This is a genomic window from Huijunlia imazamoxiresistens (assembly GCF_037132455.1).
GTDB lineage: Bacteria > Bacteroidota > Bacteroidia > Chitinophagales > Chitinophagaceae > Flavisolibacter > Flavisolibacter imazamoxiresistens.
Window position 1 is genome coordinate 541704 of record NZ_JBBBEI010000001.1, and the last position, 25197, is coordinate 566900.

The 25197-nt window shown below is 59.8% G+C and carries 15 protein-coding genes; 2 read left to right on the plus strand and 13 right to left on the minus strand.

Going from position 1 to position 25197, the window contains the following annotated elements; all coding sequences use genetic code 11:
• Nucleotides 1-38: 38 nt before the first annotated feature.
• The 4 genes from uca to V9K67_RS01895 are packed head-to-tail and all read right to left on the minus strand — an operon-like array spanning nucleotide 39 to nucleotide 6943.
• Nucleotides 39-3716: an urea carboxylase gene (uca, locus tag V9K67_RS01880; protein ID WP_336719669.1), complete on the minus strand. Its 3678-nt coding sequence runs from the start codon at nucleotides 3714-3716 to the stop codon at nucleotides 39-41.
• 25 nt (nucleotides 3717-3741) lie between these two features.
• Nucleotides 3742-5511 (minus strand): allophanate hydrolase, encoded by a 1770-nt coding sequence (atzF, locus tag V9K67_RS01885; RefSeq protein ID WP_336719671.1) that lies wholly within the window; start codon nucleotides 5509-5511, stop codon nucleotides 3742-3744.
• A 46-nt stretch (nucleotides 5512-5557) separates the two neighbouring features.
• Nucleotides 5558-6211, minus strand: a complete 654-nt coding sequence (locus tag V9K67_RS01890) for an urea amidolyase associated protein UAAP2 (RefSeq protein ID WP_336719672.1) — start codon at nucleotides 6209-6211, stop codon at nucleotides 5558-5560.
• Nucleotides 6212-6226: 15 nt separating this feature from the next.
• Complete coding sequence (locus V9K67_RS01895) at nucleotides 6227-6943, minus strand: urea amidolyase associated protein UAAP1 (RefSeq protein ID WP_336719674.1); 717 nt, start codon at nucleotides 6941-6943, stop codon at nucleotides 6227-6229.
• Nucleotides 6944-7406: 463 nt separating this feature from the next.
• On the opposite strand from V9K67_RS01895, the gene corA reads away from it, so the two are divergent.
• Nucleotides 7407-8405, plus strand: coding sequence for a magnesium/cobalt transporter CorA (gene corA, locus V9K67_RS01900; protein ID WP_336719676.1), 999 nt, complete (start codon nucleotides 7407-7409; stop codon nucleotides 8403-8405).
• 163 nt (nucleotides 8406-8568) lie between these two features.
• Here the strand turns inward: corA and V9K67_RS01905 are convergent, their stop codons facing one another.
• The 9 genes from V9K67_RS01905 to V9K67_RS01945 form a co-directional block, all read right to left on the minus strand.
• Nucleotides 8569-9684 (minus strand): site-2 protease family protein, encoded by a 1116-nt coding sequence (locus V9K67_RS01905; RefSeq protein ID WP_336719678.1) that lies wholly within the window; start codon nucleotides 9682-9684, stop codon nucleotides 8569-8571.
• Nucleotides 9685-9920: 236 nt separating this feature from the next.
• Entirely contained in the window at nucleotides 9921-10439 is a 519-nt protein-coding gene (locus V9K67_RS01910; RefSeq protein WP_336719680.1) for an ester cyclase, read from the minus strand.
• 85 nt (nucleotides 10440-10524) lie between these two features.
• Entirely contained in the window at nucleotides 10525-11541 is a 1017-nt protein-coding gene (locus V9K67_RS01915) for a zinc-binding alcohol dehydrogenase family protein (RefSeq protein ID WP_336719682.1), read from the minus strand.
• Nucleotides 11542-11619: 78 nt separating this feature from the next.
• Nucleotides 11620-12450, minus strand: coding sequence for an amidohydrolase family protein (locus V9K67_RS01920; protein WP_336719683.1), 831 nt, complete (start codon nucleotides 12448-12450; stop codon nucleotides 11620-11622).
• A 94-nt stretch (nucleotides 12451-12544) separates the two neighbouring features.
• The gene (locus V9K67_RS01925) at nucleotides 12545-15361 is read right to left on the minus strand and encodes a glycoside hydrolase family 95 protein (protein WP_336719685.1); all 2817 of its coding nucleotides are present in this window, start codon (nucleotides 15359-15361) and stop codon (nucleotides 12545-12547) included.
• 15 nt (nucleotides 15362-15376) lie between these two features.
• Nucleotides 15377-16990 (minus strand): DUF5060 domain-containing protein, encoded by a 1614-nt coding sequence (locus tag V9K67_RS01930; RefSeq protein WP_336719686.1) that lies wholly within the window; start codon nucleotides 16988-16990, stop codon nucleotides 15377-15379.
• 160 nt (nucleotides 16991-17150) lie between these two features.
• On the minus strand, nucleotides 17151-18713 hold the full coding sequence (locus V9K67_RS01935; RefSeq protein WP_336719687.1) for a glycoside hydrolase family 28 protein: 1563 nt from the start codon (nucleotides 18711-18713) through the stop codon (nucleotides 17151-17153).
• Between the two features lie 39 nt (nucleotides 18714-18752).
• A complete protein-coding gene (locus V9K67_RS01940; protein ID WP_336719689.1) occupies nucleotides 18753-20300 on the minus strand; it encodes an MGH1-like glycoside hydrolase domain-containing protein in 1548 nt (515 codons plus the stop codon).
• A gap of 84 nt (nucleotides 20301-20384) precedes the next feature.
• Entirely contained in the window at nucleotides 20385-23156 is a 2772-nt protein-coding gene (locus V9K67_RS01945) for an alpha-d-galacturonidase (protein WP_336719691.1), read from the minus strand.
• A 306-nt stretch (nucleotides 23157-23462) separates the two neighbouring features.
• Between V9K67_RS01945 and V9K67_RS01950 the strand changes: the two genes are divergently transcribed.
• Entirely contained in the window at nucleotides 23463-24917 is a 1455-nt protein-coding gene (locus V9K67_RS01950) for an alpha-L-fucosidase (RefSeq protein ID WP_336719693.1), read from the plus strand.
• Nucleotides 24918-25197: the final 280 nt, after the last annotated feature.

A 25197-nucleotide genomic window follows, 5' to 3' on the forward strand; every position in this document is an offset into this window, starting at 1 on the left:
TTTCCGGGGGAAAGGGGCCTTCGCTAAAAGGGCAGGCATTAAGCTTCTATTGCTTCCGCAGCCCCCACGATTTCGGGTACCAAAAGGGTCACCAGCAGGTCGCCGGTCGTGACCTTTTTACCCACCTTGCACTGCAGGGCGCCCACAATGCCGTCGCAGGGAGCCTGCACCGTGAATTCCATCTTCATGGCTTCGATGATGAGCAGCGGCTGGTGGGCCTTTACTTCCTCGCCCGGTTCCACCAGCACCTTCCAGATGGAGCCGCTGATGATGGAATGCACCGCTTCGCCTTCGATCTCCACCTCGTCGCCGGCGGCTTCGGCCGGGGCGGGTTCTTCCTCGATCTTGTTGAAACCTTCGCGTTGCCAGTAGGCCACTTCCTCGTCAAAGGCGATTTGCTGTTTGGCCTTGAACGCCTCGATGCTGGCGGCATTCGTGTCCAGGAAGCGCTGGTATTCGGCCAGGTCGAAGGTGCTTTCCTCGATGCGGACCACCGTCTTTCCCTGCTGGAAGCCTTTACGCATCTGCAGCAGTTCTTCTTCGGTGACGGGATAATACCTTATCTGGTCGAAGAAGCGCAGCAGCCAGGGCTTCCGGTCGCGGAAGGAGGCGTTTTTCAAAAAGCGGTTCCAGACCGGCAGGGTGCGGCCGACGATCTGGTAGCCGCCGGGCGAGCCCTGCATCGGGTAAATGCACATGTACACCCCCCCGATGCCCACGGTGCCTTCCACCGTAAAGGTGCGGGCCGGGTTGTACTTGGAAGTGACCAGGCGATGGCGGGGATCCACGGGCACGCCGCAGGGCGCTCCCAGGTACACGTCGCCGAGGCCCAGGATAATGTAGCTGGTTTCAAAAACGATCCGCCGCACCTCCTCGGTGCTGGAAAGGCCGTTCATGCGGCGGATGAATTCGATGTTGCTGGGCAGCCAGGGGGCCTTGTCGCGAACCGACTTGCGGTAGTGCTCCACCGACTCCAGGGTAGCCTTGTCCTCATAGGCCAGCGGCATGTGCACGATGCGGCTGGGCACCTTCATCGCTTCTACCGGCGGCAGGGAAGCTTCCCGGGCCAGCAAGGTTTCCACCAGCCGGCGCTGGCCGATCACCCGCCCGTCGTAGTGCACCTGCAGGGAGCGCACCCCCGGCGACAGCTCGATGATGCCCCCAATGGGCTGCTCGTCGAGCGACTGCATCAGGGCATGGACGCGGAAGCGCAGCTTGAAGTCCAGCACGTTGGGCCCGTATTCGATGAGGATGTATTTGTCGCCGGCCTGCCGGTAGACCACGGCGGGCGCCTGATCGGTAGCCGGCGCCTGGGCCAGCATGCATTCGGACAGCAGTTCGGCGGCAGGCGGCAGGGCAGTGACGGCAACGGTGGCGACCGGCTGCAGGTGTTCAATGGCGGCGTCCAGGGCCTTTTCCATCGCCAGGGCCGTTTCGAAGTCGAGGCGACGGAAGCGGATGCGGTCGCCGGGTTTGAGCTGGCCGATCTTCCAGATCTCGGCTTTCACAATGGTGGCCGGGCACACAAAGCCCCCGAGGCTCGGGCCGTCCTGGGCCAGGATCACCGGCATATCGCCCGTAAAGTTGATGGTGCCGATCGCGTATTCCGAATCGTGGATGTTGGAGGGGTGCAGGCCGGCTTCGCCCCCGTCGGTGCGGGTCCAAATGGGCTTGGGGCCCACCAGGCGGATGCCGAGGCGGTTGGAATTATAGTGCACTTCCCAGTCGGTGCTGAAAAAGCTGTCGATGTATTCCTGCTGGAAGAAGTCGGGGGCGCCGTGGGGGCCGTACAGCACGCCGATCTCCCAGGTGGCGGGGTACTGCGGGACCAGTGCCGCCGGGGCTGCGGCCGGGGCGTACAGCGGTGCGGGGGTGGTGCAGGCCGCGATGCCGGGCTGGCTGATGGGCAGCATATCGGCGGCGCGCAGGGGCCGGCCGGCATGGCCGCCAAACTGGCCCATGGCGAAGGTGGAGCGGCTGCCGAGGTACACGGGCACGTCGAGGCCGTTGCGTACCGCCAAATACGTGCGGCAGCCGGTTTGGGCTTTGCCCATGTCGAGCACCTGGCCGGCGCGGACGCTTATGGGCTGCCACATAGCAAGGGGCTCGCCGTCGAGGGTGGCAAGGCTGTCGCCGCCGGTGAGGGCTACCAGCGCGTCGGTATGGAAGCGCAGCTCGGCGCCGATGATGGTGCATTCGAGGGCCGCTGCCGCGGGGTGGTTGCCCACGATGCGGTTGGCGGTGCGGAAGGCAAAATGGTCCATGGGGCCGGAAGGCGGCACGCCGATGTCCCAGTAGCCGATGCGGCCGGGGTAATCCTGAATAGTGGTGTAGGTGCCGGGTTTGAGCACTTCGATCACCGGGGGCGTGTAGGCGAAGCGGGACAGGGTACCCGTGGATACGTCGCCTTGTTGGAAAAAGCCCGAGGCGATCACCTGGCGCAGGTAGTCGAGGTTGGTGGGGATGCCGCCCAGGCTGGTGGCATCCAGGGCGTCTTTAAGACGGGCGATCGCCTCGTCGCGGTCCCTGCCGTGTACGATCAGCTTGGCGATCATGGGGTCGTAATAAGGCGATACTTCGGTGCCGGTATCCACCCAGGTGTCCACGCGGACGCCTTCGGGGAAGCTCACCTCGGTCAGCACGCCGGGGGCGGGCTGGAAGTCACGCACCGGGTCTTCGGCATAGAGGCGCACTTCGATGGAAGCGCCGGAGGGTTTTAACAGGCCGGGGGGCGGCGCCTGCCAGCTGCCGGCAGCGGCCTGGATCATCCATTCCACCAGGTCCACGCCGGTCACCATTTCGGTCACGGGGTGCTCCACCTGCAGGCGGGTATTCACTTCCAAAAAATAAAATTCGTCGCGGGCAGGATCAAAAATGAATTCCACGGTGCCGGCCGAGCGGTAATTTACCCGCCGGCCCAGGTCCACAGCCGCCTGCCACAGGCGCTGGCGGGTGGCGGCGGGCAGGTGGGGCGCGGGGGTTTCTTCCACTACCTTCTGGTTGCGGCGCTGCAGCGAGCAGTCGCGTTCGCCCAGGGCGATCACCGTACCCCGGCCGTCACCGAAAAGCTGCACTTCCACGTGGCGGGCATCGGCCACGAAGCGCTCGAGGAAGACGCCGCTGTCGGAGAAAAAGTTCTGGCCCAGGCGCTGCACCGAGGCAAAGGCGGCCACCAGGGCTCCTTCGTCGTCGCAGCGGGTAAGGCCGATGCCGCCGCCGCCGGCGGTGCTTTTCAGCATCACAGGGTAGCCCAGCTCCCTGGCGGCGGCCACCGCTGCTTCCACGGAGGCCAGCAGGCCGGTACCGGGCGTTAAGGGCACGCCGGCTTCGCGGGCCAGCTCGCGGGAAGTATGTTTCAGCCCGAACTGCCGGATCTGCGCGGCGGTGGGGCCGACAAAGGCAAAGCCCTCCTGTTCGCAGCGCTCGGCAAAGGCGGCATTTTCCGACAGGAAGCCGTAACCGGGAATGATGGCCTGGGCACCGGTCTGGCGGGCGGCCTCCAGGATCTTGTCGGCCTGCAGGTAGCTGTCCGAGGCGGAGGCGCCGCCCAGGGCCACCGCTTCGTCGGCGGCGGTTACGTGGTTGCTGAATTCGTCGGGCCCGGAATAAACGGCCACGCTTTTGATGCCCATGCGGCGCAGGGTGCGGGCAATGCGTACGGCGATCTCGCCGCGGTTGGCTATAAGTACTTTATCGATGGTTGTTCTTTCGTTCATGCGTTTTGAATGTTGGGGTGATGGATCAGGCAAGGGCAGGTTCTTTACGGTCGGCGCCGGAGGCCAGGAAGGCTTCCCAGGAGCCCCATTCGCTGATGTCGTCGGCGCCGGCGGCAGCATAGCTTTCACAGATAAAGCCGGTGACGAAGGAGCCGTCGGCCAGCTCCACGCGGCCCAGTCCCAGGGGGTGCGGCACCAGGTTGAGGAAGGCGCCCAGCCGGTCGGTGGGCAGGTACCAGATCTCCACTTCAATGGAGCAGCCCGGTGCGCCGGCTTCCTGCCGTACCAGGCCCGGCTTCCGTTTGCCGTCCTTATCCAGGAGGTACATGCGGTAGCGGGGGCTGGTGGTGGTGGTGTAGCGGTAGGCGGCCTCCAGGCTGGTGAGCTGCCAGGCGAGCGGCTGGTGGCGCTTGTGCAGGCCTGCCACGGCCACCTCCGTAAAAGGCGGGGCGGGCAGGGCGGAAGGGCCGGAAGCCGCCAGCGCCTCCTGCAGGTCGTTCGCCAGCCGGAGCAGTTGCTGATCGCGACCGCCGGGGGCAATTAAGGTAATGCCGAAGGGAAGGCCCGCGTCGTTGAAGCCGGCGGGAAGAGCCAGGGCGCAAAGGCCCAGCAGGTTCACGTAGTTGGTGTAATATCCCAGGCGGGTATTGCGCTCCACGGGCTGCTCCGCTACCTGTTCGATCGTAAAGATGCCCGGGGCGGTGGGCACCACCAGCAGGTCGATCTTTTCAAAAATAGCGGCGGCCTGCTCTTTCAGCCGGTCCAGTTGGGCCAAGGCCCGGAAGGTGTCGGTGGCGGAATACTGGTCGGCCTGGGCAATGATGCTGCGCACCACGGGGTTCATGCTGGCGGCCTGTTGTTGGAAAAAGGGTTCGATGGCGGCCATGCGTTCGGCCACCCAAGGGCCGTGGTACAGCAGTTGGGCCGTTTGCGAAAAGCTGTCGAAGTCCACGGTAGTGACCGGGAACCGGGCGCCTAAGCGCTTGCAGGCCGATGCAAACAGGGCTTTGTAGCCGGTGCCCTCCTCAAAATACAGTTGCGCTTCCTGTGGGAACCCGATGCGGGCAGGCTGGCGAACGGTGGGCGGCGCTGGTTCTTTTTCGCCTGTACATACCCGGTATACCAGGGCGGCATCTTCGGTGGTGTGGGCAAAGACCGACACGCAGTCGAGCGAGCGGCAGGCCGGCACCACGCCTTTGGTGGAGATCATGCCCCCTGTGGGCTTCAGGCCCACAAGGTTGTTGAACCCGGCGGGTATACGTCCCGAACCGGCGGTGTCGGTGCCCAGGGAAAAGGCGGCCAGGCCCAGGGCTACCGCCACGGCGGAACCCGAAGAGGAACCGCCGCTGATGTAGGCCGGGTCAAAGGCGTTTTTCACGGCGCCGTAGGGGCTGCGCGTACCTACCAGGCCGGTGGCAAACTGGTCCATGTTGGTCTTTCCGATCAGCAGGGCGCCGGCAGCGAGCAGGCGTTGGACGGCTTCGGCGGTTTGGGTGGGCACGTAGGTATATTCCGGGCAGGCGGCCGTGGTGGGCAGTGCGGCCACATCAATATTGTCTTTGACCGCGAAGGGCACACCGAACAGGGGCAGGTGGGCGCCCTGCAGCAGGGCTTTTTTCTGCGCTTCCAGTTGTGCGAGCACCGCTTCCTGCGGCTGCAGGTGGATCCAGATATTGTAATCGGCGTATTGCCCGATGCGCTGGTAAATCTCGCCGATCACGGCTTCCGGCGTCCGGCGGCCGGCCAGGTAGGCGTTGACCAGCGAACGGATGGTGGGGGCGTTTTGTGGAGACATGAGGAATGAGTTAATGGGTTAATGGGGAATTGGGCGGGGCGGTCGTTTATTCTTCCCAGATCAGTACTTCTATGGGGGTGGGGTTATAGGCGTTGCAGGGGTTATTGAGCTGGGGGCAATTGCTGATAAGCACGGTGGTGTGGCGAAGTGCTCGCATTTCCACGTAGCGGCCGGGGGCGGACAGGCCGTCGGCGAAGGTGAGGTCGCCTTCGGGGGTGACCGGAACGTTCATGAAAAAGTTGATGTTGGGGGCCAGGTCGCGCTTGGTGAAGGGGCCGCCGTAGCGGGCCAGCTGCAGCATAAAGGTGTCGCGGCAGTTGTGCATGTGCTCCTTTTCGTGGGCATAGCGCACGGTATTGCTTTGGGCGGAGCAGGAGCCGCCCACCGTATCGTGTCGGCCACAGGTGTCGGCAATGATCTCCAGCAGGGCATTGCCCGATTCGGCCCGCAGCACCGAGCCGGTGGTCAGGTACAGGTTGCCCTGGGCGGTGATGGTTTGTACGGCGCTGTAATGGTCGTGCGGGTTCAGGGTATCGAAGAAAAGCGTGTCGGCGGCCTGGTTGCCTTCCAGGTCCACGATCCGCAGCACCTGGCCGGGCAGCAGGTCGCGCATAAAGCCGTCGCCGGCAAGGATGGTTTGTTGAAAAAAGGCGGCTGCGGCCGTTCGGGTGCTTTCTGCAGGGGTGAGTACCGTCATCATGATGGGTTCGGGGGATTAAGCAAGTGAATAATAGCCAAGCGTATTTTCAAAGGCGCGGCGGTTCTCGCCGCGGAAGTTCCGGCAGTACTCGGAAGAAAGGTCCGGGGTGGGGGCGTCGGACACCTCCATCAGCACCGGCACGGAGGGAAAGCGGGTGCCGGTATGCAGCGGGTGCGGGGTGTTGGACAGCAGCACGAGCACGTCCATTTCGGTGCGCAGCACTACGGTGGCGCCTGCTGGACAGTGGTCTTCCTCGTAGTGCAGGGTGCCCAGGTGGTCGCACCATACCTTGGAAAACAGGTTGACGTGGGGAACCAGGTCGCGCAGGCCGAGGCCGTTGCGGACCAGTTCGACGGCCATATTTTCTTCGCCGCTGCGCAGCCAGTCGTTGCGCAGCTCCTGGTAGGTGGTGGCGCCGTAGCGGGCGTCGGTCCGGGCCCGGGTGCTAAGGCCGCCCAAGGGGTCGTGCCAGCCCAGGCTATCTTCCACGATGGAGGCCAGCACACGGCCGTTATCGCTCATCAGCACGTGGCCGCGGGTCAGCCGGGCCGTGTGCTGGGCTTTAAGGGTATCGGGCATGTTGTAGCGTTCGGTGCGGTCCGCCGCCAGGTACAACAGCAGGGCCAGGTTGGCACCTGCGCCCCGGCTGGTAAAGCGCAGGTGTTTTCCTTTGCCAATCACCCCGGACCATTTGCCTCCCGGCCTGATTTCATTGCTCCAGATGTTCTGCATTCTAAATCTTTTGAGTTAAGTAAACAGGTTGTTGTGTCGGACAGCGGTCTTGTTGTCCTTCGAAAAGCGGCCTGGAGGCCGCCATCCCGGTAATTTCTAATTTACCTAGGTGGTTCAATTTTGATACTTAGGTAAAGGTATTGGCCGGGCGTTAATTTGCCATAACTCTTTAAGTATATTTTTTCTTTTTATTTGTTGCCCCTGGCTTTTTTAGCCGCCTCCGGCTGGAGAAAGTGACCGCCCAATGCCGGGGCATGCCTTTTTCTGCCCTTCTATGGCCTACAGATGGACCAGTAATACTTAGGTGATAAATCTTTAATGGAAAAATTCTTTCCTAAATGTAGGAAGGCGGCCGGCAGGGCGGGGTGTTTCTGGGGGTTTCTTCGGGTTTCTGTATTTTAGGCAGTTCAAGCCGCAGGCAGCGCCGTTACCGTCGCAGGGGCTGCGGTTAAAAGCATGTTCTATGAGCGCAGTGATTAATTGTTCGGCCTATTCCGGGGGCCGCCGTATCGCCGATGTGAAGATCGATGAGATCAGCCACCTGCTGTGCCAGCCCGGCACCTTTGTCTGGATCGGGCTGTACGAGCCGGACGAGGAGCTGATGGCCCAGGCGCAAAAACAGTTTGGCCTGCACGAGCTGGCGGTGGAGGATGCCCACCGGGCCCACCAGCGGCCCAAGATCGAATCCTTTGGCGACACCCTCTTTATCGTGATGCATACGGCGCAACTGCGGGAAGGCACCTGCGACATCGCCTTCGGGGAAACTCATTTTTTCGTAGCTAAGAATTTTATGGTCACCGTCCGCCACGGCTCCAGCCTTTCCTACGGCGGGGTGCGGGCCCGTTGCGAGACTACGCCCGACTTGCTGCGCAAGGGTCCTTGCTATGCCCTGTACGCCGTGATGGACGCCATCGTGGACCAGTATTTTCCCATCGTGGATGCCCTGACCGACGAGTTGGAACGGCTGGAGGAAAAAGTATTCGAGGAGCCGCCCAACCGCGAAACCATCACCTACATCCACCAGCTACGCCGCGAGCTGCTCCAGGTAAAGCGGGCCGTCTCGCCCCTGATCGACGTCAGTAACCGCCTGATCCGGTTCGACTACCCCATCATCCCCGAGGAAGGCAAGCCCTATTTCCGCGATATCCACGACCACGTGCTGCGGATCAACGAAATGCTGGACCATACCCGTGAACTGCTGAACAGTGTATTGGAAGTGAACTTTTCCCTTATTTCCATGGCCCAGAACGAGATCTCCAACAAGCAGAACGAGGTGTCGAAACGCTTTGCCGGCTGGGCCGCCATCCTCGGCCTGCCCACCATGGTGGCGGGCATCTATGGCATGAACTTCAAGTTCATTCCCGAGCTGGAATGGCACTGGGGCTACCCTATTGTCCTGTTCCTGACGTTTTGCGCCTGTGTGGTGCTTTACCACCATTTCCGGCGCTCGGGCTGGCTGTAACATCAACCTCTGCTGCACCCCGTTCTTATGGTAAAAGGGAAGGAATAAGGGAAAATACGGAAAGGGATAAAAGGCAGCACCCGCTTTTTCCTTTTCCTGGAACGTCGCGACCGCTTATCCTGATATCCCAATTAACCAATTAGCCAATTAGCCAATTCCCGCTTCAGCCTGCCAGCGAGCGCACTTTACCGTACTCGCCGGTGACGGCTTTGTGCAGCAGCAGGTACTCGATGATGTGGCGGTAGCTGGTGACGCCGGTAAACCGTTCGTGGTCGCGGACCGGGTAAATCTTTTCTTCGTTGCCGGACAGGCGTTCCAGCACTTCGGGCAGCTCCGATCCGGCCTCCAGGAAGACGAGGTCTTTCTTCATCAGGTCCTTCACCTGCAGCTGGTAGTTCATTTCCGCCACGGCCTTGATCAGGTCCATCCGCTGCAGCGTACCTACCGGCCCCGCCCCTTCCATGACCAGGAACGTTTTTCCATTGTTGTTGGACAGCAGGCTGACGGCTTCCCCCACCGTCATGCCGGCCGGGAGGCTGTCGTACTGGTACTGCACCAGTTCGTTCAGCCGGATGCCTTTGACCAGCTCATGGAGCTGCAGGTAAAACTCTTCGGCCTTAGCCCATAAAAGGATGGCGACCCCCGCCAGCACCGCGATCAGGTTCCACAGCAGTAGCCCGGCGCCAATGGCCGCCAAGGCCAGCACGCGACTGATGACGGTGACCAGGGCCGTAGCCCGCACGTAATTAAAGCGGAAGGCCAGCAGGGCCCGCAGCATGCGGCCGCCGTCGAGCGGAAAGGCCGGCAACAGGTTGACGACCGCCAGCATCAGGTTCAGCTGGTACAGCAGGCACAGGAAGTTGGAACCGTTGACCACGGGGGTGAAGGGCTGCAGGCGCCACATGGGCTCATAGGGATGGATCAGCAGCGCCAGTGCCAGTGCCAGCAGCAGGCTGGCGGCCGGCCCTGCCCCGCTGATGGCCAGCTCGTGCCGGGGGCGGTCGGGAATTTTATTGATGCTGGCCAATCCGCCGAAAGGGAACAGGATCATGTGGGTGGCCCGGATGCCATAGCGGCGGGCGGCCAGCGCATGACCATATTCGTGAGCCAGCAGGCTGGCGGTATACGCCAGCACAAAGAGCAGCGCCCACAGGATGGAGATCGGCTGCATGCCCGCTCCTGCGATGGCGGCGGCCACCCCGCCTGCGAGGAATAAAAAAGTCCAGTGTGCGGAAATGGTGATCCCTTTGAGGGTGATCAATTTTATGGAGGTACACATGGCTGAAGTATTAGCGTTACGAAAATGGGTTTGTCGAAAGAAGAAAGTAGGCAACTCCGGGGTTGCTGTGTTACCGCAAGGAACGGATGGGATACGGGCGGGTTCCGGTGTTTATCAAAAGGTTTTGGAGATTTGGGTAACGGGCTTTTCCTGGCCGGGAAATCGATCCTGTAATAAAGTTAAATTCAGGACCGGTGCGGGAAAACGATATCCGTCAGGCGGAAATATGAGCTGGATCAGGGGGGCGGCAATTGCGCCCCGGCTTTCAGCAGGAAGGTATTCGGTGACTGGACGTTATGGTGTTCGATGATCTTTCCTTCCGCATTGAATTTAAAGATGTCCACGTCGGGAACGTCCCTGTAGGCTTTTCCCGTGGCTTTGATGCCCATCAGGTCATTTTTAAAGGTGCCGCTCCAGGTGCCCCAGACCATGACCCAGTCGCCGTCGGCCACGGCCACCAGCTTGTTGCGCTGCACATCGGGGAAAGCGGTAAACCAGAGGTGCAGCAGGGGTTTGATGCGGTCCACGCCGCGGATCACGGGCAGGGAGCCGTCGCCATAATCGGCCATGCCGGGGGCGGCATCTTTCAGCAGGCCATCGGCGTCCCGGCGGCTGGTGGCCTGTACGGAGGCCAGGGCGGTTTGCCGGTTGCGTTCCTCCTTCGCTTCCTGTTCGCTGACCGCCGGGCTGTTGCTACCCCGGCAAGCGGAAAACCATAGGGCTGTACCAGCCAGCACTAAAAGACGTTTCTTCATGCGTTAATATTTTAATGTACTGTAAACAAAAACGGCAACCCAACAGGGCCGCCGTTTCCAAATATCCTCCTTCCAAATATCCCAATTAACCCAACTCGATCATGGCTTTGATCACGCCGGTCTCGGGTTTCAGGTAGCTGCTGAACTCGTCCTTCACCTTGTCGAACAGCACGCGGTGGGTGATGTAGGTGGTAGGGTCTACCAGTCCTTTTTTCATGGAGTCGATCACGAAGTCGAAGTCGTCGCGGGTGGCGTTGCGGCTGCTCATCAGCGTGGCTTCGCGTTTGTGGAACTCGGGATGCGACACGATGATCTCGCCTTTTTGCAGTCCGATCATCACGTAGCGGGCGCCGTGGGCCATGTACTGGAAGGCGCCGTTGATGGCTTTCTGGCTGCCGGTGCAGTCGATCACCACCGTGGGCATGTCGCCGCCGGTGATCTCCATCAGCTGCTCGGTGACGTTGCCCGAGAGGGCATTGACGGTATGCTCCACCTTCAGGCGGTCCTTGCAGAACTGCAGGCGGGCGTCGTTGATGTCCAGGGCGATCACCTTGCCGCCGGAAATGCGGGCAAACTCCATGGTGCCCAGGCCGATGGGGCCGGCGCCGATCACCAGTACGTATTCGCCTTCGGTCACACCGGCGCGGCGTACGCCGTGGGCCCCGATGGCCAGGGGTTCTACCAGAGCCAGTTCGTCGAAGCTCAGGCCTTTACCGTGGATGAGCGAGTCGGAAGGCACCGACAGGTACTCCACCATGCCGCCGTGTACGTGCACGCCGCACACCTTGATGCTCTGGCAGCAGTTGGGCTTGCCGCGGCGGCAGGCAATGCATTTGCCGCACTGGAAGTACGGGATGATGGTCACTTCCTCTCCCACCTCGAAGCCGGGGGCGTTGTCGAACTCTACCAGCTCGCCGGCGAGCTCGTGGCCCAGGATGCGGGGGTATTCGAAGAACGGCTGGGTGCCTTCAAAGGCATGGAGGTCGGTGCCGCAGATGCCGATCCTTTTTATGCGGATGATGGCGTGGTCTTTTTTCAGTTCCGGTTTTTCGGCCTGCCCGTACTCGAAGGAGCCGGGCGTGGTGCAGGTAAGTATATTCATAATGCTGGTTATAAAAAGTCAGAATACAAAAGTAAGAAAGTCGGCAGGAGCCGCCCGGAAGAGCCATCCGGGCGCCCCTTACAAGTCGTAAAATGCCACGGCATTGCCGCCAAAGAAAGCATCCTGCTCGTCCTGGGAGAAGGAGGCGAAATAGTCTTTTACAATTCCTATCATGTCGGGATAATCCGCCGCCACGAGGCAGACCGGCCAGTCGGAGCCGTACATAATGCGTTGGGGGCCGAAGGCTTCCACCACCGCGTCGAGGTAAGGGGTAAAATCTTCCTTCTTCCAGCCTTTCCAGTCCGCTTCGGTCACCATGCCGGAGAGCTTGCACCATACGTTGCGGTAGGCGGCCACGGCCTGGATGTCCTTTTTCCAGTCGTCGATCTTTTGGTCCTTGATAAAGGGTTTGGCAATGTGGTCGATCACGAACTTTTGTTCGGGGAAGGTGGCTACGAATTCCCGGGTGAATTCCAGCTGGTCGGGGAAGATGAGGATGTCGTAGGTGAAACCGTGGTTGTGGAGGCGGCTGATGCCGTGCTTAAAGGCCGGGCGCAGCATGAAGTCGCGCTGGGGCTCGCCCTGCAGCACATGGCGGAAGCCTTTCATTTTCGAGGTATTGCTGTAATACGCCAGCCGCTCGTCGATATTGGGGGCCTGCAGGTCCACCCAGCCCACGACGCCTTTGATAAAGTCGTTCTTTTCCGCCAGTTCGAGTAGGAAGTCGTTCTGGGCTTCCGTCTGGTCGGCCTGTACGGCCACGCAGCCGTCGATGCCGGCCTGTTGCAGCACGGGCTGCAGGTCGGCGGGCAGGAAGTCGCTCTGGATTACGGACATCTCGTCGTTGATCCAGCTGTCGCGAACGGGATCAAAGATCCAGAAGTGCTGGTGTGCGTCGATTTTGAGCATAAAACGGTTATAAGAATTTTAATGGGTTTTGTTGGGTTTGTTTGCGGCTACGTCCCGCAAATAAAAGCACTATTCCGTAATGCGCTGCATCATTTTACAATGCTTTCAGTGCTCCATTGAAGGAATACGTTTTTCCCTTCACTGTAGAAAAGCGTTGCTCTTTCCCGGCATATTTCAGTACACAGGGGCCGCCGTTTTTCGACAGCACGGTCACGTTCTTCAATGCGTTGTGCTGCCACAGCAGGCTCACCTCAAAACCGCCGCGGGCGCAAAGGCCGCGTACGCTTCCTTCGGGCATGGCCTTGGGAAGGGCGGGCAGCAGGTCGAGGTAGCCGTTCTGGCTTTGCAGCAGCATTTCGCCGATGCCGGCGGCGCCGCCGAAGTTGCCGTCGATCTGGAAGGGCGGGTGGGCGTCGAACAGGTTGGGGTACGCCCCTCCCCCTTTGGCCGCCGGGCTGATCAGCATCTGGATCATTTTATAGGTATGGTCGCCGTCCTTAAAGCGGGCCCACCAGTTGATCTTCCAGGCCAGGCTCCAGCCGGTGCCCGCATCGCCGCGGTAAATCAAGGACTGGCGCGCCGCCTTCATCAGGTCGGGGGTCTGGTCCCAGTTGATCTCACGGCCGGGGTGCACGCCCCAGAGGTGCGATACGTGCCGGTGGGTGTCGGTGGTATCGTCCACGTCCTGCAGCCACTCCTGCAGCTGGCCGTGGCGGCCTATGCGGTTGGGGGCTATCTGCCCGTATTTTTCTTTCAGGTTTTTGCGCAGCTCCGCGTCGGTGCCGAGCACTTCACTGGCCTTGATGACATTGGAAAACAGGTCGCGGATGATCTGGTGGTCCATGGTGGGACCGGCCACCAGGCCGCCGTGCTCGGGCGAGTTGGACGGTGTGCTGATCAGCCAGCCGGTCTTCGGGTCCTTTACCAGGAAGGCATGGAAAAACAGGGCCGCTTCCTTCATCAGGGGGTACGCCCGTTGTTGCAAAAAAGCTTTGTCGCCGGTAAACTGGTAATGCTCCCACAGGTGCTGGCTGAGCCAGGCGGCGCCGGTGACCCAGATGCCGTGGTTGGCGGCGTTGATGGGGGCCGTACCGCGCCAGAGGTCGGTATTGTGGTGGAGCACCCAGCCGGGGGCGTTGTAGTGGATCCTTGCCGTTTTTTTGCCCGCCTCGGCCAGCTCCCCGATCATTTGCAGCAGGGGCTCGTGCATGGCGGAAAGGTTCAGCGCCTCGGCCGGCCAGTAGTTCATCTGGGCGTTGATGTTGGTGGTGTACTTGCTGCCCCAGGGCGGCGACAGCAGGTCGTTCCAGATGCCCTGCAAATTGGCGGGGCGGGTACCCGGCCGCGAAGAGGAGATCAGCAAATAACGGCCGTATTGCAGGAACAGGGCGGCAAAGGGCACATCGTTGGCGCCAGCGAATTGCTCGATCCGCTCGTTGGTGGGCAGGGCCTCGTTGGCGTGCCGGCCCAGGTCCAGGCTGAAGCGGTTGAAATAACCGCCGTACTCCCTCAAGTGGGCCGCTTTCACCGCCGCAAAAGTTTTGCCGCTGAGGCTTTGCAGCGCGGTTTTCACCGGCGCCAGCGGGTCGGCCGTAACATCCTTGTAGTTTTTGTAGTTGGTGCCGGCGGCCAGGTATAAGACCACCTCGTCGGCCCCGTCCACGCGGATACGGTCCGTACCCACCGTTATTTTTCCCCTTACCGATTGCACCCGCAGGTAGCTCTCGCCGCGGAGAGCACCGTTGCGCACCTTTACCGACAGTGCCAGGGTATGGTTGTCGACCTTGCGGGTGGCGGCATATTGATGCGGGCTGTTGAGCACGGTTTCAAAAGAAAGGCTGCCCGGTTTGGAGGCGGACAAACGTACCGCGATGACACCGTTGGGCTGGCTGGCGAAATATTCACGGGTGTAGGTTACGCCCCCAACCGTGTAGGTGGTGCGGATCGTGGCCGTAGACAGGTCCAGCTCGCGGCGGTAACCGGTAGCGCCGGCGGTGCCTTTCATGTTCAGCCAGATATCGCCGAAGGGCTGGTAGTCGGCCTGGTAGCGGGGAACGGCCGGCGGCTCGTCGTTCTGCACCAGATATTTCCACTGCTTTACCAGCGAAATGCCTTCTTTGGGATCGCCCCCTTCGGGGTAAACCGAAATAGCACGGGAGGTATCCTTGTAGCCGGCAATGCCACCCTTGTCAAAATAGTTGAGCACCTGCACGGCCAGGGTATTGGTACCGGGGCGCAGGTCCTCCTTTTTGAGGATATAGCGGCGCGGGTCCAGGCCGTCGGTGGTGCCCGCCAGCTTTCCGTTGAGGTAGGTAAAGTCCTGGTCCCGCACCCGGTTGAGGTCGAGCACGAGGTTCTTGCCCTGCCAGGAGGGGGGCAGCTCAAAGGTGGTGCGGAACCAGAGGGCGCCGTCGAGGCCTTCATAGCCGATAGCTTCCCAGCCTTCGTAGGAAGGCACCCGCATGGTCTTCCAGCTACGGTCGTCAAAGCCGGGCTGGGCGGGATCGCCGCTGATGCCTTTGCCCTCCCGCATGTCGCGGAACCATTGGGCCCGGCCGCCTTCGGCGCTTTTGAGGCCCATGAACTTTTGTTCGGCCAGCTTTTCGGCCGAATCCTGCCGGCCTTCGAATAGCAACTCCCGGATAGGGCCCAGGTACCGGGCAGCGCCTTCGCGGTTGTATTCGCGGGGCGCACCGGTCCAGAGGGTTTCCTCGTTGAACTGGATGCGGTCCTGCTCCACCCCGCCAAAGACCATGGCGCCGAGGCGGCCGTTGCCGATCGGCAGGGCTTCGGTCCACTTTACCGCCGGCTGGCGGTACCAGAGTTTCAAATCATTATTCCGGGGCGTTTGGGCGCCGGCGGTGAGGCAGGCGATCAGGAAGGGAATGAATAAATATCCTTTACGGGCCATCGGTTTTTTCGGGGTTTATTGTTCTTCGTCGGTGAGTTCGTTGCGTTTGACTTTCTTTTCGTTGGGCTGGGTGTGGGCATCCTCCACTTTCGTGATGCGGAGGGCGAGGTAGGGCTTGCCGGGCAGCTTCACCTTAGCGCCGTTCTTTTCCACGAACTGGTAGTTATTCAGCTTTTTCACTTCGAAGAGCTGTTTGGCCGGCGTAATGGTCATGTTCCAGGTATCGATCACCTCCACCTTAAAGCGCATGCCGTCCTTCAGCTCGTCGTCGGGAAGTACGAACTTCCATTCCTTGGGCGTTTCCTTGCCCAGGTAATACAGGTAGTATTCGCCGTACTTGCCGGCGGCGTTGAGGATGTAATACTGGTCGATGGGCCGCAGGCTGGGAGCGCTTTCCACCACCTGGCGCAAAAAGGCGATGCGCTGGGGGCTGGTGCCGGTCAGTTTGCCGCCGCCGGAGATCCAGCCGTCGTTGGTGGCCTCGCCATGGGTGGCATAGGCGCCGCCTACATAAGCGATCCAGAACCGGTGGGTCAGCTCCTCGCCCGACAGCTGTCCCCAGCGGCGTTCGATATTGCCTTCGTAGTTGATCTCGTCGTGCACCACGGGCTTGCGGTAGATGTCGCGCAGCAGCGGTGAAACGCCGAATTCCCGCACGGCATTGTAGTACTGCAGGCTCACATGGGTCACCCAGGGTTTTTTATAATCATAAAGCCGGTCGGCATTGTGGATGGAGCGCAGGTGGCCATAAGGGTCGTACTGTTGCACCACCTGGAAGTAGCGGTCCCAGTCTTCATCAGAAAGGTGCTTGATAAAGCTGTTCTCGTTGCACAGGCTCCACCAGATGTTGTGGTAAGCGCCGAAGCGGGCCACCGCATAGCGCAGGAAACGGATGTTGGTCTCGTCGTCCATGCGGTCAAAGCCCCATTTGCCGCCGTCGTAGGGGCGCAGCAGGATCAGGTCGGCCTGGATGCCCAGGTCGCGCAGGGCTTCCACGTCCTTTTCCAGTTGTTGAAAATACTCGGGGCGGAAGCGCGAAAAATCCCAGTTTTCCCTGGAGGTGCCCACGAACGGGAAGACCTCGATCTTATCGGGACCCTCGAGGTAATTTTTTTTGTAGGGCGGCACCAGCAGCATGCGGGCCTTATTGAAAGGGGCGCCTTTTAAGGTTTGAATGGTCTGCGCCTTGCGGTCTTTTCCCTGGAACGACCATTCGTAGATGGTGGTGCCGAAAGGGATGTAGGCAGTGCTGTCGGCATAGGCGAAGTTGTAGGTGTTCCTGACGCTCACGGGGCCGTGGTTGCCTTTGGCGGGCGCTACGCAGGTAAAGGTGCCCTTTTTGTTGTTCAGGGCTTCCTGGTTGGAGGAGGTGGTGTAGCTCCACTCCCCTTCCGCATCGGGCATGAACCGTACTTTGTAAGTGCCGTTGCCGTCGTAAAAGCCTTCGGGCCGGTAGGTTTTGCCGCCCCTGGTAAAGGTGGCGGTCAAGGTGGTGCCGATAAAAGGATTGCCGGCATCCGATCCTTTCAGCGACAATTCAAACACGCCCCATTTTTCCACCTGTTGCTGGGCATGCACGTGCAAAGAGATAAAAAGGAAGAAAGAGAAAAAGAGAAAAGTTGTTCTCATGGAAGTATATCGTTCAATTATTTATAAGGAAAGTTGCTTGTCCTCCCCAAATGCATTGGGGAAGACAAGCAACGATACAAACGGGTTCTCCTTGTCTTACTATTCAGGTAGGTCTTAATAGCTTACGCTCCTAATACCCAAATATCCAATTAACCAATTCCTAATCAACCGCCACGGCCTCGGTCACCGCTTCGTCCTTGACTACCGGCTTCTGGGCATATTTAAAATTGTTGCTCTTGAGGGTAACCTGGCTGGTGCCTTTGCCTTTCAGGCTCAGGAAGGTGCCGGTACCCTGTACGGGGTTGCAGTTGTGCACGAACACGTCCTCTACGTCGGTGAGGGCGATCACCGGCTTGTCGGCGATGGGGCTGAGGGTGCGCAGGCCGTTGATCTCGAGGCGCTTTACGTTCTCGGCCACCAGGGAGGAACCCACTTTGGTGTTGATGCGGACGTTGTGGAACTCGATGTTCTTCGCGCGCTTGATGGTGGCGCCGGTCTGGGCGTCGAACTGGATATCCTGGAAGGTCACGTCGTCCACAGGCATTTCCTCGAGGCCGTCGATGTAGATGGCCTGGTTGGTCTGGGCGGTGATGTTGCTGAAGTGGATGTTGCGGAAGGCGGGGGTGCGCTCCGATACCGGCTCCGGCTGGGTGCGGGCGTACTGCAGGTCCAGCACGATGGCCTGGTCGCGGATGCCCTTCATGATGATATTGTCCACGCGGATGTCTTCCACCACGCCGCCGCGTCCGCGGGCGGACTTGATGCGGATGCCGCGGTCGGTGCCGTCGAAGATGCAGTTGGAAATGGCGATCTTCTTCACGCCGCCCGACATTTCGGAGCCGATCACCACGCCGCCATGGCCGGAAAGCATGGTGCAGTTGGTGATGGTGTAGTTTTCGGCGGGCACGTTCATTTTGCGGCCGGCCCTGTCCTTGCCCGACTTGATGGTGATGCAGTCATCGCCTACGCTGATGTGGCAATTGGAGATGTGCACATAGCGGCAGGATTCGGGGTTGATGCCGTCGGTATTGGGCGAGTGCGGGTTGTTGATGGTCACGCCGGTGATGGTCACGTTCTCGCAGAACTCGGGGTTCACGGTCCAGAAGGGCGAGTTGATGATGGTGATGCCTTCGATCAGCACGTTCTTGCAGTACATGGGCTGGATAAAGGGCGGGCGCAGGAAGCCGCGTTCCACCCAGCCTTTCAGGTCGGGACGCAGGATGTCCTTGTTCAGGCTGTCGAAGATGTCCTGGTACTTCATGCGGGGCTTCTTTTCGCTGTAGCCTTCGGAAGTGTCCCACCATTTCTTACCGTGGCCGTTGATCAGGCCGCGGCCGCGGATGGCGATATTCTCGGCCTTATTGGCATAAAAGAGGGGCGAAAAGTTGGTGACGTCGGTGCCTTCCCAGCGGCTGGGCACGAAGGGCAGGTAGTCATCAAAGTTGTCGCTGAAGTGCAGCTCGGCGCCGGCATCGATAAAGATGGTGATGTTGCTTTTGAGGTGGATGGGCCCGGTAAGGTATTTACCCGCCGGGAAGTACACCGTACCGCCCCCGGCCTTCGAAGCCGCGGCGATGGCGGCGGCAATGGCCTTGGTGGCGATCTTGCTGCTGTCGTTCTTCGCGCCGTATTTCAAAACATTGTAATACTGCTGCGCCTGGGCACCGGCCATTACCAGCAGCAGCGCCAGGAAGAAAGAAACTTTTTTGAAGTTGAATATCATTTTATGCAATTATTGAACGGTTAGTAGGTTTTACTTCGATTAAGCCTTCAGCTTTACTTTAACCGGCTTCAGCTTTTTGCCCTGGTATACTTCCTTGCCGTCCACGTACAGGCGCAGGCCTTTTCCTTTGCCGTATTTGGAACCATCCTTATCCCAGAGAATGCCGATGGTGCGGCCGTTATAATTCACGTTGTCGAGGGCGAACCAGTCCCATTTTCCTTCGGGCACCAGGGGGTGCAGCTCCAGCACGTTGTCGGGGCGGGGCTTCAGGCCCACCAGGTCGCTGATCACCAGGTCGCAGAAGGTGGAGTGGTTGTAGTAGCTGCTGCGGGGGTTGTCGCCTTTCAGCCAGTAGCCGGTCTTTTCGTCCTGGTACTCGCCCAGGTAGGGCTTGCCGTTCTTCTGGTGCGACCAGGCATAGGTGCGCAGCTCGTCGTAGAAAACGGCAGGGGTCATTTTGCCTTTGTGCTTATAGGACGTCAGCAGGTTCGACAGGCCTTTGAGGGTCTGGGAGGTGGCAAAGGGCCATACGGCGCCGTCCCACTCGCAGCCGTGGCCGGTGCCGTGGGTGCGGAAGCCGGGGTGGCGGCGTTCGGCCGTGGTGATGCCCCAGGGGGCGTCGAAGCCGGCGGTGTCGAGCAGCTGGTCCCACTGGCGAGCGTATTTGGACTTGTCTTCCGGCAGGTTGAAATACCAGGGAATATAGCCCAGGACCTCGCGGGCGTCGCACAGCTTGCCGTTTTCGAACTGCACTTTAAAGAAAGAGGCGGTATCGTCCCAGAGGGTGCTCTGGGTCTGGGCTCTCAGCTGGGCCGCCTTGGCGCCGTAAATTTTTTGCAGGCTGTCCACGCCGGCCAGCTTTGCCAGCGCCACCAGGGCTTTGGCGTTGCCGTACATATAGCTGTTGATGGTGGGGCGTACGTTCTTTACGCGGCGGCCGCCGCTGATGCTTTCTTCCATGGCGTCGCGAACGTCGTACTGCCAGAACATTTTGGAGGGCAGCATCTTTTCGCCTTCCCATGCCCGGTAGTCGGCGTCCAGGGCCGGCAGCAGCAGCTGCACAAACGCCTTGTCGCGTTTTACCAGGTATTGCTGGTACACGGCATCCTGCAGCCAGGAGCTGAAGGCCCGCAGGTGCGGCTTGGGTGTTTTTGCGTCCACGAACACCCAGAAATTGATATACTGGTTCAGGTATTGGGGATCGCGGAGCCAGCGGGCTTCGTTGATGTGGTGGCCGAGGGCGCTGCTGACGGTGTTGTACTTGCCGGCATGGTTGACCGGGGTGATGAACTCGGTGAATACGTAGCCGTCGGGGGTTTGTTTCAGGTGCTTGCGCAGCGTCCACCAGCGGTAGTAATAGGTTTGTTCGATCACCTGGTCGGGGCACTCGAACAGGGGCACGTTCTGCTGCATCCAGTCGGCCGCATCCTTATTAGCAATGAGGTTGACGGCGTATTCCGAATCCACGGAGTTGAAATAGCCCACATGGGTCTTCAGCTTGTCGGCGTTCAGCACCTGTGCATCTGCCGACTTAAAGCCTGCCTGCAGCAGGAGCAGCGAAAGGGATATTTTGAAAAATGACTTCATCTGATGCTATAATTTTTGCGTACCTGTAAGATCTGTTTCAAGTTTGGGCACCCCTCTCCAAATGGAGAGGGGCCGGGGGTGAGGCTATTCTAATAACCAGTCCATCTCCTTTTGGGCGGGGGCGCCGAGGCCGGCGTCGTAGGCTTTGAGGGGTTGACCGGGTTCTGTAAAGCCCAGCACCAGGATCTGGCCCTTGGGCAGGGTCAGCGTATGCGTGCCCGCTTTGAAGGAATAGGTGTGAATATTCAGGCGGGGCAGGTCGCCGGCCACCAGGGCGTTGGCGATCTTCACCTCGTCCTGGCCGTATTCGTTGGCGGTGGCGTCGGTCTCCAGCTCGGGGGCTTTGGCATAATCGGTATTCTTCTGAAAGGCGGCCGTCTTCGGGTTAAAATACCCTACCACCAGCTTTACCGGTTTGGCGGCTTTGAACTGAAGGGTGGTGCCGGTTTCCAGCTGCTTCTTTTTGGAGAATTGAATTCCCTTCAGGCCTTTCAGCTCGGCGGCGAAGGTGTCCACCAGCACGGTGGTATCGGAAAAGAGCGAAGCGCCCTTGGCCAGGGTATAGCTGCCTTCTCCCCCGCTGACCAGGGTCACGGGCACATTCTTCAGGGCGGCAACCGCAGCAGCGGCTGTATTGGGTTTTACGTGCTTCAGCGAGTCGATATTCTTTTTCAGGTTGTGCAGCTCCTGTTCAAAGACCGGCAGCACTTCGTGCCACTCCTTATAGGTGCCGTCCACGCCCCGCAGGGGGATCTTGCGCATGGAGGTCTGCATGCTGTTGGCATACAGGTAGCTGCGCGAAGTCAGGGCGGTGAGCTTGCGGTAGTGGGCCACGCTTTTTTCCAGCAGGGGCACGGCCTTTTCCAGGTCGGCGATATCGTTGGAGTATTTGTACCGCAGAATTTGAAGGCCTGCCCGCACCTTGTCGGCGTAGTGGTTGGCCAGCTCGTCGTAGCAATAGACGTCATTTTTGAGGCGCATGAACTCCTGGCGGTCGGTAGTGACCAGGGGGGCTGCGGCTTCAATGGCTTCGATGGCTTTGCGCCCGTGGGCCACCACTTCGTCGGCTACCTGTACCGGGGTTTCGCCCACATGCTGCTGCCCTTTCCATTCCTTCTCGGCGTATTCGATGATCATTTCGCCTTCGGGGGCCTCGCTTTCGTACAGCAGGGTGAACAGGCCGTACTTAAACGGGTTGATCAGTTGTCCCATCAGCATGCCCAGGGTCAGGGTCTGGCGGTTGCCGTCGGTGATGCCGTAGCGGCGCAGCAGCTTGGGAGCGATCTCCCCGGTCTGCTCATAGGCTTCCAGAATGCTCTGGCCGCCTTTGGAGCCGGCGCCGAACTTCGTGCCGAGCTGGTTGCCCCAGTAGGCCACTTCGGAAGAACGGTCGCGGCGGCAGTTCCAGGCGTAGCGGGCCCATGCCTTGTACCAAATCCAGTCGCGCTCGAGCTGCAGCTGGCGGTCGCTCTTGCGATCGGCGGTATAGGGCCAGTCCCAGTAGGACGCCTGGGGATACAGGTGCAGGCCGTTGGAACCGTAGACGTCGTGCATGGCCTTTACGGATTTCTGGATAAAGTCGGCCGAGCCGTAGCGGAAAGGTTCCAGGTTGGCCAGGATGTGCACGTTTTGTACGTGCACGGTGCCGATGCTGCTCAGCGTGCGGTGCAGTTCGGCCCATTTGCCCCGGGGGGTGTAGGTGGTCAGCGCCTCGCCGTTGTACTTGGCCATGGTGTACAGGTTGGTGTAAATCGGCTTGGAAGCCGCCATCACGCGGGGGGCGTCGGTATCGTGGGCCCGCAGCACCACGGGCGGCTCGTTGGTCCGGCCCAGGGCTTTCAGCCCGTCCTTCACGCCGGGGAGGATGGTTTGGGTAAACCAGTTCACGTCGTCCTCGCCCACGCCTTCCATGGCTTCGCCCAGGGTGATGAGCAGGCCCACGTTGGGGTATTTTTCCACGAAGGCGGCAATGGACTTGCGGGTATAATCGGCAATGACGGGAACGATGGGCCGGTTGCGGTCCTGCGTCTTCAGCCCGTGCTTGTCGGCAAAGGGTTTGGAGATGATGATGTTATAAAATGCCTGGATCACCCAGATGCCGCGCTTGTCGGCTTCGGTGGTGAGGAAGCGGTAGATCTCTTCGTTCCTGGCAAAGGTGGCGCTGTCCACTTCCACGGCGTAGGGGTAGTCGGGCAGGCGCACGAGGGAGGCAAAGGGGTGGCCGTTCCAGAGGTAGAGCGAGTTCATGCGGTTGGCCACCAGCGAGTCGAGGTAGCGGGTCCACAGGGCCTTGTCGTACAGCCAGGGAAAGGTTTCGGGGGTGATGGGGTATTCGTACACGCCCCGGCCCGGCAGCAGGGTGGGTTTTTGCACGCCCACGCAGGCGCCGCGCAGCACCATTTCAGGGGCGTCGGTCAGCGAAAGATTCTGGGGCAGCCTGCCTTTTTCCGTAATCCGGTCGGCCAGTTCCAGGCAGCCGTAGAGGGTGCCCGATTCGTCGGCCCCTCCGATAAAGGCCGCCTTGTTTTGAACGGCCAGGGAAAAGCCTTCTTTTTTCGGGGCGGTGGTAAAGGACAGGCGGGCGGCGCCGGAGGCTTTTTTCCAAAGTTCGTCTTCCTGTCGGGCAATAACGATAAAGGAACCCTTGCGGGGGGCTTCGCCACGCTGTTCCTTTTTGACCGTGTAGCCGGCCTTTACCAGGGCGTCGGTCAGCTTCTGGGCGCCGAACTGCAGGCGGGCGTGGCTTCCCTGCGGAAGTACCAGGGTGATGGTTTCGCCCTTGCCCGAAGTCGGGGGGGCAGCAAAGGACCAGAGGGAAAAGAAGGCAACGGTAAGAGAGAGGAACAGTTTCTTCATGCTACGTCAATGCAATCGTTTACGAATGATTTTAGAGCTAACCTGTTGAGCTGCAATCCCAATGCGGGCCTGCCAAACAGCGCGTAAAGTTAGAAGGACCCTGCTGCTCCCCAAATATAATTTGTTACTGACCTGATGGATTATCTTACTGAAGAGATTCTTTCGGGTTAAGTTTCTTGTATTCAATGTGTTCGTATATTAGCTGTTCCTGCCACCTGCTTGCCTTGTCTCCCTGGCTATTAACCGATTAATTTTCATAAAATGATTTTCAACGCTTGCCGAAAGTTCCTTGCTGTTCTTTATTTTATGGCCCTCCTTCCCCTACCGGGCCGGGCCCAGCAACCCGCAAATACACTTCCCGGATGGGAACAGTGGAACAGCCCTGTTCCGGCCTGGCTCCAGGATGCCAAGTTCGGCATCTACTTTCATTGGGGGGTGTATACCGTGCCGGCCTATAACAGCGAATGGTACAGCCGGTCGATGTATGTGCCGGGCACCGGGCCTTACCGTCACCAGGATTCCGTTTACGGCCCGCGGACGCAATTTGGCTATAAAGAATTTATCCCAATGTTCCAGGCGCCTCGCTTCAATGCCGACGAATGGGTGGACCTGTTCGTGCGGGCCGGCGCCCGCTTTGCCGGGCCGGTGGCGGAGCATGCCGATGGCTTTTCGATGTGGGACAGCCGCGTCAATCCCTGGAACGCCAAAAATATGGGGCCGAAGCGGGACATCGTGGGGCTGATGGAAAAGGCGGTGCGCAAGCGCCAGCTGAAATTCATCACCACCTTCCACCACCAGTGGCTGTGGGGCTGGTACCCCACCTTTGACAGCAGCTTAGATGCCGGTAATCCGAAGTATGCCGCTTTATATGGCCCCCGGGTGTCGACCGCTGCCTGGCAGCAAAAGGATTCCGCCGAACGTCCCAACGATGCCTTTTGTGCCACCTGGCTGGCCAAGGTGCAGGAAGTAGTCGGGAAATATCATCCGGACCTGTTGTATTTCGATTCCCGCCTGGGGCACATCGGCGAGTCCTACCGCAAGCAGGTCGTGCAAACCTTCCAGGGATCGGCAAAAGACAGGGGGAAGAAAGTAATCCTGTACAAAGGAAAAGACCTCCCCGAAGGCATCGGTGTACGCACCTATGAGAAATCGCGGATGAACCGCATGAATGAAACCACCTGGCTGACCGAGGAGCCGATCAGCACCTACAGCTGGAGCTATACGCAGGATATGGTGTTGCGGCCCGCCGAAGACATTGTGAAAGGCATGGTCGACATCGTCAGCAAGAACGGTGTGTATTTATTGAATATTTGTCCGAAAGCCGACGGCACCATCCCGCAGGAGCAGCAAGCAATTTTACTGGCCATCGGCGGCTGGCTGAAAAAGTACGGCGAGGCCGTGTACGGCACCCGAACCTGGCATACCTATGGAGAAGGCCCCCGCAAGGACGGGGAGGAAAAGGTGGATCCCGCCGACCGAAAGAAGTACCATACGTTGAAATTTACGGCGGAAGATATCCGCTATACCCGCAAGGGAAATGTGGTTTATGCCATTTCCCTGGGGCGGCCTTCCGGAACGCTTTTGCTCCGGTCGTTTAAAGGGGATGCGACGCCACAAACAAAAGTTTCCCGGGTGACGATGCCCGGCTCCTCGGCAAAGATAAAGTGGACGCAAACGGCCGAAGGGGTGTCTATTGAAGTACCGGCAGGGGTAACCGGGGAGATGCCTGCGGTGTTTAAAATGGAGACGAAAGGGATTTGATGGCGCGTAAAACCTCTCCCCCGCCACGCCGGTGGCGTGGCGACCCCTCCCCACATAGGGAGGGGTGAAGTCATCGTAGCTCCGCGTTAGTGGTTTATGAAAAAGGAAAGAGCAGTAGGAACTGAATTTTTTCGGAAATATCAGCTTTGGTTTCTGACTTTCATACACTTCTGCCGCGAAGCTACGCACCCCCTCCCTATGTGGGCTACCGTTAGGACACATTAAAGGCTGAGCCTGGTTTGAAGAATGCAAGCAATGAAGATGGTTGCAAGAATAGAAT